Below are 14913 nucleotides of genomic sequence, written 5' to 3' on the forward strand. Positions count from 1 at the left end.
GTCGGCGCCGGCCCGGCCGCGCAGGCGGGCGACGGTGCCGGGGACGCCGCGGGAGCCGGAGAGGCGACGCAGAAACGGCACAGTGCCCCGCCGCCGACCCCGCGCGCCACCCCGGCCCCGGAGCTGCTGCGCGCCTTCCGCTTCGTCTACGAGGCGCTCTCGCCCGCCGTGGCCCGCATGCTGCGACTGCTGGTGCTCACCCCCTCGGGCCTGACCGACGCGCAGACCGCCTCCGCGCTGGGCGGCTGCTCCGTCGAGGCCGCGCAGGCCACCCTGGCGGACCTCGCCGCCTGCGGGCTGCTGCACCCGGAGCCGTCGCCCGCCGGCCTGCCCGACGCGCAGGCGCAGTATCGCCTCCCCGGCTGGCTGACCCCACCGCTGCGGGCGCTGCTGGAGAGCACGGAGAAGCCGTCCGAGGTGCAGCTCGCCCGGGCACGGCTGCTGGAGCGCACGGTGCGGCTGCTCCATGCCTGCCGAATGCGCCTGGAGGGGGAGACGGAACCGGACGGCTTGCCGACCTCGCTGCGCTTCCCCAGTCGTCCGGTCGCGGCAGGCTGGCTGCGGATGCGGCTGCCGGTCCTGCTGGCCTCGGCGCGGCTGGCGGTCGCGGACGGCGAACTGGACACCCTGGCCCGCCGTCTCATGGCGGGTCTCGTGCGGGCCCTGGCCGCGGACCCGGACGGCGGCGCGACGGCGCCCGAGCGCTACCGGCTCCACCATCTGGTGCTGGACGTCGCCGAGCGACGCGGACTGCACCGCGAGAAGGCGGCGGCCCTGCTGAACATCGGCGACCTGGACGTGGAGGCGGGCCGCCCGCTCGACGCCCTCGACCGCTACCGGGCCGCGCTGGTCGCCTCCCGGGAGGGTTTCGACGGGGACGCCGAGGGCCGCGCGCTGGAGGCCGTCGCCGGTACCTATCTGGAACTGGACGACCCGCAGCGCGCCTCCGACTGGTACGGCAGGGCGCTGGCCCTGCGGCAGGCCCGCGGCGAACTCGCGCACCAGGCGCGACTGCACGGGCGGCTCGGCGCCCTGTTCACCTACGCGGGCCACTACGGCAACGCGCTGCGCGAGTGGCGTGCGGCCTCCGCCGCCCACCGCCGGCTGAAGGACCTGCCCGCACAGGCCCGTGCCCTCAGCGAGGTGGCCAGGGTCCAGGAGTACGCGGGGCACCCGGAGGACGCGCTGCGGACCTGCCGCGACGCGCTGTACTGGGCCCGGCTGGCGAAGGAGCGGCGGCTGGAAGGCGCGGTGCTGCTGCGCATGGCCGACACCCTGGATCGGTTGGGTGACCCGGCGGGCGCCCAGTTGCAGCGGGCCGCGGCACGCCGGCTGCTGCCCCCGGAGGAGATCCCGCGGCCCGATGAGGAGTGAGGAGCCCGGTTTCCCGGGCGGGGTGCCCGGCGGGGCCCCTCAGGGCCCGTCCCGACACGGGTCATGCCTGCGAAACCACTGATGCCTTCGCTGGAAGTAGTCACTTTGTAAGGCTGGACAGCGACTCCTCCTTCACTACACTTGGTCACACCGCAGAACATCGCGGCCGGGTCCGACGTACCCTTACAAAGGGTGATTTGTTCCGAGACCTGCCCACATCTTCCACTCCCGTGAACAGGACCGTGATCGACGTGAAGGTCGGCATCCCCCGCGAGGTCAAGAACAACGAGTTCCGCGTGGCCATCACCCCCGCGGGCGTGCACGAGCTCGTCCGAGGCGGCCATGAGGTCTACGTCGAACAGGACGCCGGCCTCGGCTCGTCCATCCCGAACGAGGAGTACGTCACCGCCGGCGCGACCATCCTCCCGACCGCCGACGAGGTGTGGGGCGTCGCCGACCTGGTGCTGAAGGTCAAGGAGCCGATCGCGGAGGAGTACCACCGGCTCCGCAAGGGCCAGACCCTCTTCACCTACCTTCACCTGGCCGCGTCCCGCGAGTGCACCGACGCCCTGCTGGAGTCCGGAACCACCGCGATCGCCTACGAGACCGTCGAGCTCGCCAACCGCCAGCTGCCGCTGCTCGCCCCGATGTCCGAGGTGGCCGGCCGGCTCGCCCCGCAGGTCGGCGCCTACCACCTGATGCGTTCGGCCGGCGGCCGCGGTGTGCTCCCCGGCGGCGTCCCGGGTGTGGCCCCCGCCAAGGCCGTCGTCATCGGCGGCGGTGTCTCCGGATGGAACGCCGCGCAGATCGCCGTCGGCATGGGCTTCCACGTCACCCTGCTCGACCGGGACATCACCAAGCTGCGCGAGGCCGACAAGGTCTTCGGCACCAGGGTGCAGACCATCGTCTCCAACGCCTTCGAGCTGGAGAAGGCGGTCCTCGACGCCGACCTCGTCATCGGCGCGGTCCTGATCCCCGGCGCCAAGGCGCCCAAGCTGGTCAGCAACGAACTGGTCTCGCGCATGAAGCCGGGCTCGGTGCTCGTCGACATCGCCATCGACCAGGGGGGCTGCTTCGAGGACTCCCGTCCGACCACGCACGCCGAGCCGGCCTTCACGGTCCACAACTCGGTGTTCTACTGCGTCGCCAACATGCCGGGCGCGGTGCCCAACACCTCCACCTATGCGCTGACCAACGCGACGCTGCCCTACATCGTGGAGGTGGCGGGCCGCGGCTGGCGCGAGGCACTGCGCCGGGACGCCGCACTCGCCAAGGGCCTCAACACCCATGAGGGCCAGGTCGTCTACGGGCCGGTCGCCGAGGCGCACGGCCTGGACGCGGTGGAGCTCGTCAGCGTCCTGGGCTGACGCCGCCTCATCGATTGGTCGATATTTCGCCTCGGCGTCAACGTGTCGCCGACGTGCGACGCACGGCCGGGTCCTTGTCCACAGGGCCCGGCCGTTCGCGCGGAACCATACTGTTTTGCCGATTCGCACCCCTGTGAAACGTCCCCGGCGTCGCCGTTACACCCTTGACAGCGAGACGTTCGGTTGCCGACACATCGTGCCGTGTCCGGCGGATTGTGTTGCTGTGAACCACCGACACGCCATAGAGTCGCCAACCGTCGGCATGCTGCAACGCTGACCTATAGAGAAGTTTCCTGGTCACCAAGGAGGTAAGACGACTTGTGAATGAGTCGACATTTGCTCCCGGGGGTGGTCAGCCAGGAATGACCGTGCAGACCGAGGGCTCCGCACGACTCGAGCCGGTGGCCTCCGTGGCCGTCCGCACGTTCGAGGCGCGCAGGGCCGGTACAGACAACGAGACGCGTTACGCGAACCCCATGGCGCAATACGAAGAAGAGCTGCAGGACGGTCAGTTCTACGACCCCGACGCGGAGTACGAACCCGACCCCGAGTACGCGGCCACCCTCGCGCCCGACGCGGCGCGTCAGCGCCGTGAGCGCGTGGGCCCCACCGGCCGCCCGTTGCCGTACTTCCCGATCCCCGGCCCGCTGACGGACCACGGCCCGGCGAAGATCATCGCAATGTGCAACCAGAAGGGCGGCGTCGGCAAGACGACGTCCACCATCAACCTCGGTGCCGCGCTCGCCGAATACGGCCGCCGCGTCCTCCTGGTCGACTTCGACCCGCAGGGCGCGCTCTCCGTCGGCCTCGGCGTCAACCCGATGGAACTGGACGTCACGGTCTACAACTTGCTGATGGAACGCGGGCTGTCGGCCGACGAGGTGCTGCTGAAGACGGCGGTGCCGGGGATGGATCTGCTGCCCAGCAACATCGATCTGTCGGCCGCCGAAGTCCAGTTGGTCAGCGAGGTGGCCCGGGAGTCCTCGCTGCAGCGGGCGTTGAAGCCGCTGCTGCCCGACTACGACTACGTCATCATCGACTGCCAGCCGTCGCTCGGCCTGCTGACCGTCAACGCCCTGACGGCAGCCCACCAGGTGATCGTCCCGCTGGAGTGCGAGTTCTTCGCGCTGCGCGGTGTCGCGCTGCTCACCGAGACCATCGAGAAGGTCAGGGAGCGGCTCAACCCCGAGCTGGAGCTGGACGGCATCCTCGCGACGATGTACGACTCGCGCACCGTGCACAGCCGGGAGGTGCTGGCGCGTGTCGTCGAGGCCTTCGACGACCACGTCTTCCACACCGTCATCGGACGGACCGTCCGCTTCCCGGAGACCACGGTCGCCGGTGAGCCGATCACGACCTACGCCTCCAACTCCGTGGGCGCCGCAGCCTACCGCCAGCTCGCCAGGGAGGTGCTCGCCCGGTGTCACGCCGAGTGAGTCTCCCCGGGGCCGACGAACTGTTCCGTACGACCGGGGGGCGGGGGCTCCAGTCCTCGACACCGCGGCAGCACTCCGGCGGTGAGACTCCCGGCACGGGCCCCGGCGCCGGCCCGGGCGCGGACACCGGCGGCACCGGCGAACGCCCCCTGAGGTCCGTCCCGGCCCCCGTCGAGGAGCCGGCGCCGGAGGAGGCGCCGGTCCGCGATTCCGCGGCGCCCTCCGATTCCGCCGAGCACGGCGGACGGGACAACGGCGCCGGCCCGGGCGCCTCGCCGGTCCCAGCGGCCCGTTCCGTCCCGGAACAGGCGGGTCCTTCCGGCGCGCCCGTACGACGCGGCCCGCAGGCCCCCGCAGCGGCCTCCACGGGCCCTCAGGCGGCCTCCCAGCCGCCGCAGCCCCCGCAGCCCCAGCAGCCGCGCCGCAAGTCCGGACGGGCCCCGAGGCGGCCCAGCGGGCGGGAACGCCACGACGAGAAGATCACCGTCTATGTCTCCGCCGAGGAGCTCATGGACCTCGAGCACGCCCGCCTCGTCCTGCGCGGCGAGCACGGGCTCGCCGTGGACCGCGGCCGGATCGTGCGGGAGGCGGTCGCGGTGGTCCTGGCCGACCTCGAGTCCCGAGGCGACGCGAGCATCCTCGTACGACGCCTGCGCGGCCGCTGACGCGCCCATCGCGATACGGTGCCGTCCTCCGTACGGCCCCGTCAGCAGCACCTGGATCTTCATGCCCCCCGACGTCCCCGCCAGTCCGCAGCGCCCCCGCCGCCTCCTCGGCCGCGGCCCGGGCGCGCGCCCTGTGCCGCCCCGGGCGGTGGCCGAGGAGGGCACGGGCGAGGCGGGTGTGAGCGACGCGGCCGGTGAGTTCGGCGACACCGCCCCGCCGCCTCCGGCAGTCGCCGAAGCGGCAGTCGAAGCCACCGCCGTCGAAGCCCCGGCGGAGCCGGCCCCGGTTCCGGATGCGCCGCCGCCCGACGCCGGCCCGTCGCCCGTTCCCGCGGCAAAGGCCCCCGCGTCCGGCCCGGAGGCCCCCGCGCCACAGGACGAGGACGGCGCCGCCTCCCCGGACGACGGCCGGTTCACCGTCCGGCTGGCGAACTTCGAGGGCCCCTTCGACCTGCTGCTGCAGTTGATCTCCAAGCACAAGCTCGACGTCACCGAGGTCGCCCTGTCCAAGGTGACGGACGAGTTCATGGCGCACATCCGTGCCATGGGACCGGACTGGGACCTCGACCAGGCCACGGAGTTCCTCGTCGTCGCGGCGACCCTGCTGGACCTGAAGGCCGCGCGGCTGCTGCCCGCCGCCGAGGTGGAGGACGAGGAGGACCTCGCCCTGCTGGAGGCCCGGGACCTGCTCTTCGCCCGGCTGCTCCAGTACCGCGCCTACAAGCAGATCGCCGCGATCTTCGCCGAACGCCTGGAGGCCGAGGCGCTGCACCACCCCCGCACCGTGGGCCTGGAGCCGCAGCACGCAGAACTGCTGCCCGAGGTGGTGCTCGGCATCGGGCCGGAGCGCTTCGCACAGCTCGCCGTCAAGGCGATGCAGCCCAAGCCGAAGCCGCAGGTGTACGTGGACCACATCCACGCGCCGCTGGTGAGCGTGCGCGAGCAGGCCGGCCACGTCGTCGCCATGCTCCGGGAGCGGGGCGAGGCGAGTTTCGCGGAACTCACCCTCGACGCACCGGACACCCTGACCGTCGTGGCCCGCTTCCTGGCCCTGCTGGAGCTGTACCGGGAGAAGGCGGTCGCGCTCGACCAGGAAGAGGCCCTGGGTACGCTCCAGGTCCGCTGGACGGGCGGTGCGGCGGCCCCTGACCGGCCGCTCGTCACCGACGAATTCGACCAGGCGCCCGCCGCGAAGGACGGTAAGGATGGCTGACGTGACGGAGGTCACGGGAATGACCGCGGTGGCGGAGACCGCCGGGGAGGAGCAGGGCGCCCCCGCGGGACTGCTCTCGGTGGCGGATCTGGAGCTGCGGCCTGCCCTGGAGGCGGTCCTGATGGTCGTGGACGAGCCCGTCACCGAGGAGACGCTCTCCAAGGTGCTGGAGCGCCCGCGCCGGGAGATCGCGACCGCGCTCCACGACCTCGCCGGGGAGTACGCCGCCCAGGGCCGCGGCTTCGACCTGCGCCTCGTCGCGGGAGGCTGGCGCTTCTACACCCGGCCCGCCTATGCCGCGGCCGTGGAGAAGTTCGTCCTGGACGGACAGCAGGCCCGGCTCACCCAGGCCGCGCTGGAGACGCTGGCGGTCGTCGCGTACCGGCAGCCGGTCAGCCGGTCCCGGGTCTCGGCGGTGCGCGGGGTCAACTGCGACGGTGTGATGCGCACCCTCCTGCAGCGGGGTCTTGTGGAGGAGTGTGGGACGGAAGCCGAGACAGGTGCGATCCTGTACAGGACGACGAACTACTTCCTGGAGCGGTTGGGCCTGCGCGGCCTGGACGAGCTGCCCGAGCTCGCCCCGTTCCTCCCGGAGGCGGACGCCGTCGAGGCGGACTCCCTGGAGGGCGTCCCCTCATTCGACCCGGACTCGACGACGGAAACTTGATGCGAAGCAGCAGCGGCAGCGGCAGGAACAGCGGTGGCAACCGGAATTACCGGGGTGCCGGCAACGGGCGCGACGACAAGCAGAAGCGCGCGGGCCGACCCCGTCCGGAGGAGCGCCGCTACGACGTCGGCGGCAGCTCCGGCGGACCCGGCGGACCCGGTGGAGCGGGCGGCGGCGCCAAGCGCGGCACCGGCGGCAAGCCGGGCGGCGCGTCCGGCAAGCCCCGCAGGTCGGCCCCCGCGCGCCCGCGCGAACTGGACGCCCAGATCGAGGAGCGCAACCGCGAGCGGCACAGCAAGCCCAAGCTGAACCTGCCCAAGACCTTCCCGGGCGCCGAGCAGGAGGGCGAGCGCCTGCAGAAGGTGCTGGCCCGGGCCGGCATGGGCTCCCGGCGCGCGTGCGAGGAACTGATCGAGCAGCGCCGGGTCGAGGTGAACGGCAAGATCGTCACCGAGCAGGGCCTGCGCGTGAACCCGGACAAGGACGAGGTGCGCGTCGACGGGCTGACCGTCGCCACGCAGTCGTACCTGTTCTTCGCCCTGAACAAGCCGGCCGGCGTCGTCTCCACGATGGAGGACCCCGAGGGCCGCCAGTGCCTCGGCGACTACGTCACCAACCGCGAGACCCGGCTCTTCCACGTCGGGCGGCTGGACACCGAGACCGAGGGCATCATCCTGCTCACCAACCACGGCGAGCTGGCCCATCGCCTCACACACCCCCGCTACGGCGTGCAGAAGACCTACCTCGCCGCGATCAGCGGTGTGCTGCCGCGCGACATCGGCAAGCAGCTGAAGAACGGCATCCAGCTGGAGGACGGCTACGCCCGCGCAGACAGCTTCCGCGTCGTGCAGCAGACGGGCAAGAACTACCTGGTCGAGGTCACCCTGCACGAGGGCCGCAAGCACATCGTGCGCCGGATGCTGGCCGAGGCGGGCTTCCCGGTCGACAAGCTGGTCCGCACCAGCTTCGGACCCATCGCGCTCGGCGACCAGAAGTCGGGCTGGCTGCGGCGGCTCACCAACACCGAGGTGGGCATGCTCATGCGCGAGGTCGATCTCTGAGCCGCCCGTGACCGCCGGTACGGGGCGGCCCACGCCCCGTACCGGAGCGGCTTCCCGGCCGCCCGGCCGCGGATAAGGACTTTCCCGCAGGCCGCCGCACCGGGGAGGATGGCGCGATGACCATCCACGCCGAACCTCTGCGCGAGGCCGGGCTGCCCGAACTCACCCCGGCCCTCGTCCAGCAGGGACACCCCCTGCTGTTCGCCACCGTCTCCGGCGCGCACCTGTACGGTTTCCCTTCCCGCGACTCGGACGTGGACCTGCGCGGCGTCCACCTCCTTCCACTCGCGGACCTGATCGGGCTGCGGGAGGGGGAGGAGACCCAGACCCGCATGTGGGAGCAGGACGGCCTCGAACTCGACCTGGTCACCCACGACCTGCTGAAGTTCGTCCGGCTCATGCTGCGGCGCAACGGCTATGTGCTGGAGCAGCTGCTGTCGCCGCTCGTGGTGCACACCAGCGAGGTCCACGCCCGACTGGCCGACCTGGCGCCCGGCGTCATCACCGCCCAGCACGCCCACCACTACCGTGGCTTCGCCCGTACCCAGTGGGAGCTGTACGAGAAGACCGGCGAACTCAAGCCGCTGCTCTACACCTTCCGGGTGCTGCTGACCGGCATCCACCTGATGCGCACCGGCGCCGTCGAGGCGCACCTGCCGACGCTGCTGGAGCACGTCACCGCCCCCGGCTACGTCCGCGAACTCATCCACGAGAAGGCCGCCGCCGAGCACGGCCTCGCCATGGATCTCGACCCGCGACGCGTCCGTGCCGATGTCGACGCACTCCACGCGGTCCTGGACGACGCGCAGCGCGACAGCCGGCTGCCCGGCGAGCCGACGGCCTACGACGCCCTCCACGACCTGGTCGTCCGCACCCGGACGGCCGCCGCATGAGCTCCGCCGTGACCGGGCGGCGGGCGGCGGCGGGGGCGATGGCGGGGCTGGCGATCGGTGACGCGCTCGGCTTTCCGACCGAGTTCAACGACGTCCCGTCCATCCTGGCGAAGTGCGGCCCGTGGCGGGAGATGGAGCTGCCCCGCCCGGCCTTCGTCACCGACGACACGCAGATGACCCTCGCCCTCGCCCGCGGGCTGCGCACGGCGACGGAGCGCGGCCCCCTCACTCCCTCCCGGCTCGCCCGCCCGGTGCGCGAGGAGTACGTGGACTGGTACCACTCGCCCGACAACAACCGTGCCCCCGGCCGCACCTGCCTGACCGCCTGCCAGAAGCTGGACAAGCCGGGCCGGCCCTGGCAGGAGGCCAGCCAGACCGGCTCCAAGGGCTGCGGCGCGAACATGCGGGTCGCCCCGGTCGGTCTCGTCCCCGGGCTGCGACCCGAGGAACGGGCGGGGGCGGCGCAGCTGCAGTCCGCGTTGACCCACGGCCATCCCACGGCGCTCGCGGCCTCCGACCTCACCGCGCACGCCGTCCACCTCCTCGCGAAGGGTGCGGCCCCGGGCGAACTGCCCGGCCTGCTGCGCCACTACGCGGTGGAGCAGCGCGATACCTACCACGAGTGGTGGCTCGGTGATTTGTGGACGCGCGCCCACGACCACGGACCGCTGGCCTTCGTCCGGCGCGGCTGGGACGAGTGCCTCGGGGTGCTCGACCGCCTCGACGCGGCGCTCGCGGCGCCCGACCGGGAGGCCGACCCGTGCCTGGCCACCGGCGCCGGCTGGATCGCCGAGGAAGCGCTGGCGACCGGCCTGCTGTGCTTCCTGCTCTTCCCGGACGAGCCCGTCACCGCGGTGCGCCGGGCGGCGTGCTCCTCCGGTGACTCCGATTCCATCGCGTGCCTGACGGGCGCCTTCGCCGGAGCGCACCACGGCCTGGCCGCGTGGCCCGACGCCTGGGTGGAGCGGCTAGAGCACCGTGACGAGCTATTGGCCTTCGGCGCCCTTTGGGATGGGGACGGCGTCGGCGGCTGACGCCCGTCGTACCCGGTACAGGAAGTCCTGGACGCGCGCCCGGTCGGGCTCGTGCGGGAGCGGGCTGCGCGGTGCGGCGGCCGAGGCCTCGTCGCGCAGCCGCAGCATCCAGGTTTCCGTCTCGGCCCAGCCGGCCTCGCCTCGCTTGACCGCCAGCAGCCGCTCGCGGTGGTCGCCGACCTCGATGCGTTTGCCGGGTGCGCGGTAGGGCCTGGCGGCGTGGCCGGATGCCTGGGTGGAGCGGCTCGAGTACCGCGGCGAGCTACTCGCCTTCGGGGTCCTGTGGGACGGCGTCGGCGGCTGACGCCCGTCGTACCCGGAAGAGGAAGTCCTCGACGCGGGCCCGGTCGGGCTCGTGCGGGAGCGGGCTGCGCGGTGCGGCGGCCGTGGCCTCGTCGTGCAGCCGCAGCATCCAGGTTTCCGTCTCGGCCCAGCCGACCTCGCCCCGCTTGACCGCCAGCAGCCGCTCGCGGTGGTCGCCGACCTCGATGCGCAGTTCGCCGGTGCGCAGCAGGTCGCGGGCGCTGATCAGCAGCCGCAGCAGGTGCATGGCGTGCTTCCAGCGGGGCGCACCGTGCGTGCGGACGTCGGCCTCGAGCTTGCGCAGCTGGGCCGTGGCGTAGCGCGCGAAGCTCTCGTGGACGTGCCGGGAGAGGAAGGCGCCGCGCAGCGCGAGCAGTTCCTTCCCGGTGTCGTCCGCGTACTCGACGAGGGGGGAGTGGAGGCACTCGAGGATGTTGGGGTTGGCGCGCAGCGCGAGCTCGCAGAACCGCTCCAGCTCCCAGGAGAACTGCTCCCGCTCGGGGCCGTCCACATGGGTGGGTGGCTTGTCGAAGCGCCAGAAGAGCGGGGTGGGCGCCACGTACACCCCGCGGCGGTCGGTGTCACTGCCGTCCGTGGCAAGGCCGAAGGCGCGCGAGCCCATCACACAGGCGTAGACGGTGTGGCGGCGTATGAGGTCGTGGTCGCGCATGGCCGGATCGTACGGGGTCACACGAGGAAGATCTCGCCGTCCTTCTCGGTGATCGACTCGGCGGGGAGCGGCCTCTCGGCAGGTCCGGCGGCCACCGAGGCGTCGGTGATCCGGAACTTGCTGCCGTGGCAGGGGCAGTTGATCGTGCCGTCGGAGACGTTGTTCACAAGGCAGCCCTGGTGGGTGCAGACGGCGGAGAAGGCCTTGAACTCGCCGGCCTGGGGCTGGGTCACCACGACCTTTCTGTCCGTGATCACCGTGCCGCCGCCCACGGGCACGTCGGCGGTCTTCACCAGCGACTCGCCCTCCGCCTTCGCCGAGGCCGGCGCGGTGGCCGGATCCGAGGGAGGCGGCGCCGATGTCGCCGCGCCCTGCGGCGCGCTCTCGTCACCGGACTTGCCGCATGCCGCGAGCGCCGCCGTGGACAGCAGCACCATGCGTCGCTTCATGTTGTCACCCCGACTGTTCGAAGAACCCCAACGCTGATGTCGGCCGCGGCCGTCGACGCGGTGCGGACCAGCCCGCTGCCGACCGGCAGCGGCCGGTCCGGCAGTCGTCCGGCCCGCAGCAGAAGCATCTTTGCGGCGAATGCCCCGAAAACGAAGCACCCGGACAGCGCGTGCCCGATCACGCGGCCGCTGTACTTCGGACAGCCCAATGGTTGCCGGCCGCGCACGCGGCGGCGGGCCGCGCAGAGGCGTTCACGACCACACCGCCAGCGCCACCGCCCGGCCCTCGGCGTCCCGCCGCACCTCCAGCATCCCGACCACCGCACTGCGGTTGATGCGCCCGTATACGTGCGGGAAGCGGGTCTCCCGCGGCACCCCGGGCGGCACAGCCGGTTCGGCGTCCTCCCACAGCACACGGGCCTCCAGGGCCTCCTCGTCGATCAGCAGCACCATCAGCGGCCCAGTGGTGCCCCGGTAGAAGGCGTCGGCGACGGCGAGCGCCACCGACTCGTCGGGCGCGCAGTGCACGAACCCGTCCTCGGCGAGCGACGAGGGCGCGTACGGACGGTCCGGGTCGCGCAGCCAGTCGTCCAGCGGAACCAGGTGGAAGATCATGCTTCATGGTGTACCGCGGCGCCCCTCGCGTCTCGCAGGGCGGGCGTGTCCACCGCACCCCGTCCACCGCGACTACGCTGACCAGGTACGTGTGCGCAGCAACACAGGGAGCGAAGACGTGGCGGTACGAGCGGTCCGCGGAGCCGTGCAGCTGGAGCGCGACGATGCGGAGCACATGCACGAGCGGGTCGCCGAGCTGATCACCGCCATCCTGGAGCGCAACGGCCTCGCGGTGGACGATCTGATCAGCATGTGGTTCACCGCCACCCCGGATCTGCACAGCGACTTCCCGGCGGTCGCCGCGCGCAAGCTCGGCATCACCGATGTCCCGCTGATCTGCGCGCAGGAACTCGACATCACCGGCGCGATGCCGCGGGTCGTGCGCATCCTGGCCCACGTCGAGTCCCCACTGCCCAAGGAGGAGATCGCCCACGTCTACCTCGGCGCCGCGGCAGCCCTCCGCAAGGACATCGCCCAGTGAGGACCGCCCTCGTCATCGGCACCGGCCTCATCGGCACCTCCGCCGCCCTCGCGCTCGCGGCGCGCGGCGTCGAGGTGCACCTGGAGGACCATGACCCCGCCGAGGCGCGCACCGCCGCCGCGCTCGGCGCGGGCACCGACGAGCCCCCGTCCGGCCGGGTCGACCTGGCGATCGTCGCCGTGCCGCCGGCCCACGTCGCCGCGACCGTCGCCGACGCCCAGCGCCGCGGGGTCGCCCGCGGCTACCTCGACGTCGCCAGCGTCAAGGCGGGACCGCGCCGCGCCCTGGAGGCGCTCGGCTGCGACCTGACCTCGTACATCGGCACCCATCCCATGGCGGGCCGCGAGCGCTCCGGCCCGCTGGCCGCGACCGCCGACCTCTTCGAGGGCCGCCCCTGGGTGCTCACCCCGACCCCGGTCACCGACACCGAGGTGCTCAACCTCGCCCTGGAGCTGGTCGCGCTCTGCCGCGCCGTCCCGGTCGTCATGGACGCCGACGCCCACGACCGCGCCGTCGCCCTCGTCTCGCACACCCCGCAGCTCGTCTCCAGCATGGTCGCGGCGCGCCTGCAGCACGCCGAGGACAGCACGGTGCGTCTGTGCGGCCAGGGCATCCGCGACGTCACCAGGGTCGCGGGCTCCCAGCCCGGCATGTGGATCGACATCCTCTCCGCCAACCCGGGCCCGGTCGCCGACGTCCTCGCCGACATCGCCGCCGACCTGACCGAGACCGTCGCGTCCCTGCGGGCCCTGCAGTCCGCGGACGACGCGAAGCGCCTCGACGGCGCCGCCGGTATCGAGGACCTCCTGCGCCGCGGCAACGCCGGCCGGGCCAAGGTCCCGGGCAAGCACGGTTCGGCTCCCAAGACCTACGAGGTTGTGGCCGTCCTCATCGGCGACCAGCCCGGGGAGCTCGCGCGGCTCTTCGCGGACGCCGGGGCGGCGGGGGTCAACATCGAGGACGTGCGCATCGAGCACTCGACGGGGCAGCAGGCGGGTCTCGTGCAGCTGATGGTGGAGCCGGCCGCGGCCGCGCGCCTGTCGGCGGCGCTGCGGGAGCGCGGCTGGTCGCTGCGCGCCTGAGGGGCGGTGGACGGGGCCGGGCGAAGTGAGCGGGGCGCGGCGCCGGCCCCGGGCACGGCAGGGGCGTGCGTGGGCCGGCCGGGACAGGTCACCGCGCGCAGAGGCGGGGTCGGCGCATTCGCGGTACAGAGCCGAATGGGTGGGCCGGTAACCTTGTGGGGATGGCATCGTGCCAGCCGTGTACCTGTTCCACGCACAAGGAAGGTCCCCCGACTGTGTCGAATCCGGTGATCGTCGCGATCGACGGCCCCTCGGGCACTGGCAAGTCCAGCACTTCGAAGGCGGTCGCGGCCAAGCTCGGCCTGAGCTACCTGGACACCGGCGCGCAGTACAGGGCGATGACCTGGTGGATGCTGAGCAACGGCGTCGACGTGAACGACGCGGCAGCCGTCGCCACCGCCGCGGAGAAGCCGGTGCTCGTCTCCGGGTCCGACCCGGCGGCGCCGACGATCACCGTGGACGGCGTGGACGCCTCCGGCCCGATCCGCTCCCAGGAGGTCACCGCGGCGGTCAGCGCCGTCAGCGCGGTGCCGGAGGTGCGCACCCGGCTGGTCGGGCTGCAGCGCGACGCGGCCGCCGCCGCGCCGGCCGGGATCGTCGTCGAGGGCCGGGACATCGGCACCACCGTGCTGCCTGACGCCACCGTGAAGATCTTCCTCACGGCCTCCCCGGAGGCCCGGGCCGCCCGCCGCGGCGGCGAGCTGAAGGCCGCCGGCAGCGCCCAGGTCGATCTCGCGGCGACCCGGGAGGCCCTGGTGCGGCGCGACGCGGCCGACTCCGGACGCAAGACCTCCCCGCTGGCCAAGGCCGACGACGCCATAGAGGTCGACACCAGTGACCTCACCCTCGACCAGGTCATCGAGACCGTCGTCACCCTGATCGAGGAGAAGCGAGCCGGTTCGTGAGCGACACCTCCGCGGTTCCGGGGCCCAAGGGCGCGGCTGTCGGCCGCCGCCTCGGCATCGGGATCATCAACAGCCTCTGGCGCCCCCGGGTGCTCGGCGCCTGGCGGCTGCCCGCCACCGGGCCTGTGATCCTCGCCGTGAACCACTCGCACTACGTGGACGGGCCGGTGCTCATGGGCACCAGCCCGCGTCCCGTGCACTTCCTGATCAAGAAGGAGGCGTTCATCGGGCCGCTGGACCCGTTCCTGCGTGGGATCGGCCAGCTCCCGGTGGACCGCAAGAGCACCGATCGCGCCGCGGTGACCAGCGCGCTCGGCGTGCTGGAGCGCGGCGGGGTCCTCGGCATCTTCCCCGAGGGCACCCGCGGCGAGGGCGACTTCGCCGACCTGCGGGCGGGCCTGGCGTACTTCGCGGTGCGCTCCGGCGCGCCCATAGTGCCGGTCGCGGTCCTCGGCACATCCCGGCCGGGACGGCTGATCCGCGGCCTGCCGCCGGTGCGCGGCCGGGTCGACATCGTCTTCGGCGACCCCTTCGACGCCGGCGACGGCACCGGGCGCCGTACCCGTACGGCGCTGGACGCCGCCACCGTGCGCATCCAGAAGCACCTCACCGGCCACCTCGAGTACGCCCGGCGCACCACGGGCCGCACCTCCTAGCGGCGGCCTGATCCACACTGGGGCGTGCAAGCCCCCGCACAT

Annotated in this window: 17 protein-coding genes; 13 read left to right on the top strand and 4 right to left on the bottom strand. The window is 72.8% G+C overall.

Annotated elements, in window-relative coordinates; all coding sequences use genetic code 11:
- The 9 genes from AC3ET4_RS05445 to AC3ET4_RS05485 all read left to right on the top strand — a co-directional run.
- A partial coding sequence (locus tag AC3ET4_RS05445) for a tetratricopeptide repeat protein (protein ID WP_431946467.1) occupies positions 1–1374 on the top strand: 1374 nt, incomplete at its 5' end.
- Positions 1375–1625: 251 nt separating this feature from the next.
- The gene (gene ald, locus AC3ET4_RS05450; RefSeq protein ID WP_431946684.1) at positions 1626–2741 is read left to right on the top strand and encodes an alanine dehydrogenase; all 1116 of its coding nucleotides are present in this window, start codon (positions 1626–1628) and stop codon (positions 2739–2741) included.
- Between the two features lie 362 nt (positions 2742–3103).
- Positions 3104–4177, top strand: coding sequence for a ParA family protein (locus tag AC3ET4_RS05455; protein ID WP_431946469.1), 1074 nt, complete (start codon positions 3104–3106; stop codon positions 4175–4177).
- Entirely contained in the window at positions 4174–4842 is a 669-nt protein-coding gene (locus tag AC3ET4_RS05460) for a hypothetical protein (RefSeq protein WP_431946686.1), read from the top strand. Before AC3ET4_RS05455 ends, AC3ET4_RS05460 begins: the two co-directional genes overlap by 4 nt.
- A 61-nt stretch (positions 4843–4903) precedes the next feature.
- The gene (locus tag AC3ET4_RS05465) at positions 4904–6055 is read left to right on the top strand and encodes a segregation and condensation protein A (RefSeq protein ID WP_431946471.1); all 1152 of its coding nucleotides are present in this window, start codon (positions 4904–4906) and stop codon (positions 6053–6055) included.
- Entirely contained in the window at positions 6048–6722 is a 675-nt protein-coding gene (gene scpB / locus AC3ET4_RS05470) for an SMC-Scp complex subunit ScpB (RefSeq protein WP_431946473.1), read from the top strand. Before AC3ET4_RS05465 ends, scpB begins: the two co-directional genes overlap by 8 nt.
- A complete protein-coding gene (locus tag AC3ET4_RS05475) occupies positions 6722–7783 on the top strand; it encodes a pseudouridine synthase (protein WP_431946475.1) in 1062 nt (353 codons plus the stop codon). Before scpB ends, AC3ET4_RS05475 begins: the two co-directional genes overlap by 1 nt.
- 116 nt (positions 7784–7899) lie before the next feature.
- Complete coding sequence (locus AC3ET4_RS05480) at positions 7900–8676, top strand: nucleotidyltransferase domain-containing protein (protein WP_431946477.1); 777 nt, start codon at positions 7900–7902, stop codon at positions 8674–8676.
- Positions 8673–9710, top strand: coding sequence for an ADP-ribosylglycohydrolase family protein (locus tag AC3ET4_RS05485; RefSeq protein ID WP_431946479.1), 1038 nt, complete (start codon positions 8673–8675; stop codon positions 9708–9710). Before AC3ET4_RS05480 ends, AC3ET4_RS05485 begins: the two co-directional genes overlap by 4 nt.
- 262 nt (positions 9711–9972) lie before the next feature.
- Here AC3ET4_RS05485 and AC3ET4_RS05490 read toward each other — a convergent pair whose 3' ends face one another.
- From AC3ET4_RS05490 to AC3ET4_RS05505, 4 genes are read right to left on the bottom strand one after another with little or no spacing between them, the layout of a single operon-like run.
- Entirely contained in the window at positions 9973–10683 is a 711-nt protein-coding gene (locus tag AC3ET4_RS05490; RefSeq protein WP_431946481.1) for a nucleotidyltransferase domain-containing protein, read from the bottom strand.
- 17 nt (positions 10684–10700) lie between these two features.
- Positions 10701–11132: a Rieske (2Fe-2S) protein gene (locus AC3ET4_RS05495; protein WP_431946483.1), complete on the bottom strand. Its 432-nt coding sequence runs from the start codon at positions 11130–11132 to the stop codon at positions 10701–10703.
- Positions 11129–11458 carry a DUF6529 family protein gene (locus AC3ET4_RS05500; protein ID WP_431946485.1) on the bottom strand — a complete coding sequence of 110 codons (330 nt, stop codon included), beginning with the start codon at positions 11456–11458 and terminating at the stop codon, positions 11129–11131. Before AC3ET4_RS05500 ends, AC3ET4_RS05495 begins: the two co-directional genes overlap by 4 nt.
- Complete coding sequence (locus AC3ET4_RS05505) at positions 11385–11747, bottom strand: DUF952 domain-containing protein (RefSeq protein WP_431946487.1); 363 nt, start codon at positions 11745–11747, stop codon at positions 11385–11387. Before AC3ET4_RS05505 ends, AC3ET4_RS05500 begins: the two co-directional genes overlap by 74 nt.
- Positions 11748–11865: 118 nt before the next feature.
- Here AC3ET4_RS05505 and aroH point away from each other — a divergent pair, with 118 nt between their 5' ends.
- From aroH to AC3ET4_RS05525, 4 genes are all read left to right on the top strand, one after another.
- Complete coding sequence (aroH, locus tag AC3ET4_RS05510; protein WP_431946489.1) at positions 11866–12228, top strand: chorismate mutase; 363 nt, start codon at positions 11866–11868, stop codon at positions 12226–12228.
- Positions 12225–13310, top strand: coding sequence for a prephenate dehydrogenase (locus tag AC3ET4_RS05515; protein ID WP_431946491.1), 1086 nt, complete (start codon positions 12225–12227; stop codon positions 13308–13310). Before aroH ends, AC3ET4_RS05515 begins: the two co-directional genes overlap by 4 nt.
- A 161-nt stretch (positions 13311–13471) precedes the next feature.
- On the top strand, positions 13472–14215 hold the full coding sequence (gene cmk, locus AC3ET4_RS05520; protein ID WP_431946493.1) for a (d)CMP kinase: 744 nt from the start codon (positions 13472–13474) through the stop codon (positions 14213–14215).
- Positions 14212–14871 (top strand): lysophospholipid acyltransferase family protein, encoded by a 660-nt coding sequence (locus AC3ET4_RS05525; RefSeq protein WP_431946495.1) that lies wholly within the window; start codon positions 14212–14214, stop codon positions 14869–14871. Before cmk ends, AC3ET4_RS05525 begins: the two co-directional genes overlap by 4 nt.
- The last annotated feature ends 42 nt before the right edge of the window (positions 14872–14913 follow it).

It is taken from the genome of Actinacidiphila sp. bgisy167, assembly GCF_057707665.1.

Bases quoted from the DNA above. Each gene is read 5' to 3' on its own strand.
- AC3ET4_RS05455 (WP_431946469.1), top strand. From the start codon at position 3,104: ATGACCGTGCAGACCGAGGGCTCCGCACGACTCGAGCCGGTGGCCTCC.
- AC3ET4_RS05465 (WP_431946471.1), top strand. From the start codon at position 4,904: ATGCCCCCCGACGTCCCCGCCAGTCCGCAGCGCCCCCGCCGCCTCCTC.
- scpB (WP_431946473.1), top strand. From the start codon at position 6,048: ATGGCTGACGTGACGGAGGTCACGGGAATGACCGCGGTGGCGGAGACC.
- AC3ET4_RS05475 (WP_431946475.1), top strand. From the start codon at position 6,722: ATGCGAAGCAGCAGCGGCAGCGGCAGGAACAGCGGTGGCAACCGGAAT.
- AC3ET4_RS05480 (WP_431946477.1), top strand. From the start codon at position 7,900: ATGACCATCCACGCCGAACCTCTGCGCGAGGCCGGGCTGCCCGAACTC.
- AC3ET4_RS05485 (WP_431946479.1), top strand. From the start codon at position 8,673: ATGAGCTCCGCCGTGACCGGGCGGCGGGCGGCGGCGGGGGCGATGGCG.
- AC3ET4_RS05490 (WP_431946481.1), bottom strand. From the start codon at position 10,683: ATGCGCGACCACGACCTCATACGCCGCCACACCGTCTACGCCTGTGTG.
- AC3ET4_RS05495 (WP_431946483.1), bottom strand. From the start codon at position 11,132: ATGAAGCGACGCATGGTGCTGCTGTCCACGGCGGCGCTCGCGGCATGC.
- AC3ET4_RS05505 (WP_431946487.1), bottom strand. From the start codon at position 11,747: ATGATCTTCCACCTGGTTCCGCTGGACGACTGGCTGCGCGACCCGGAC.
- cmk (WP_431946493.1), top strand. From the start codon at position 13,472: ATGGCATCGTGCCAGCCGTGTACCTGTTCCACGCACAAGGAAGGTCCC.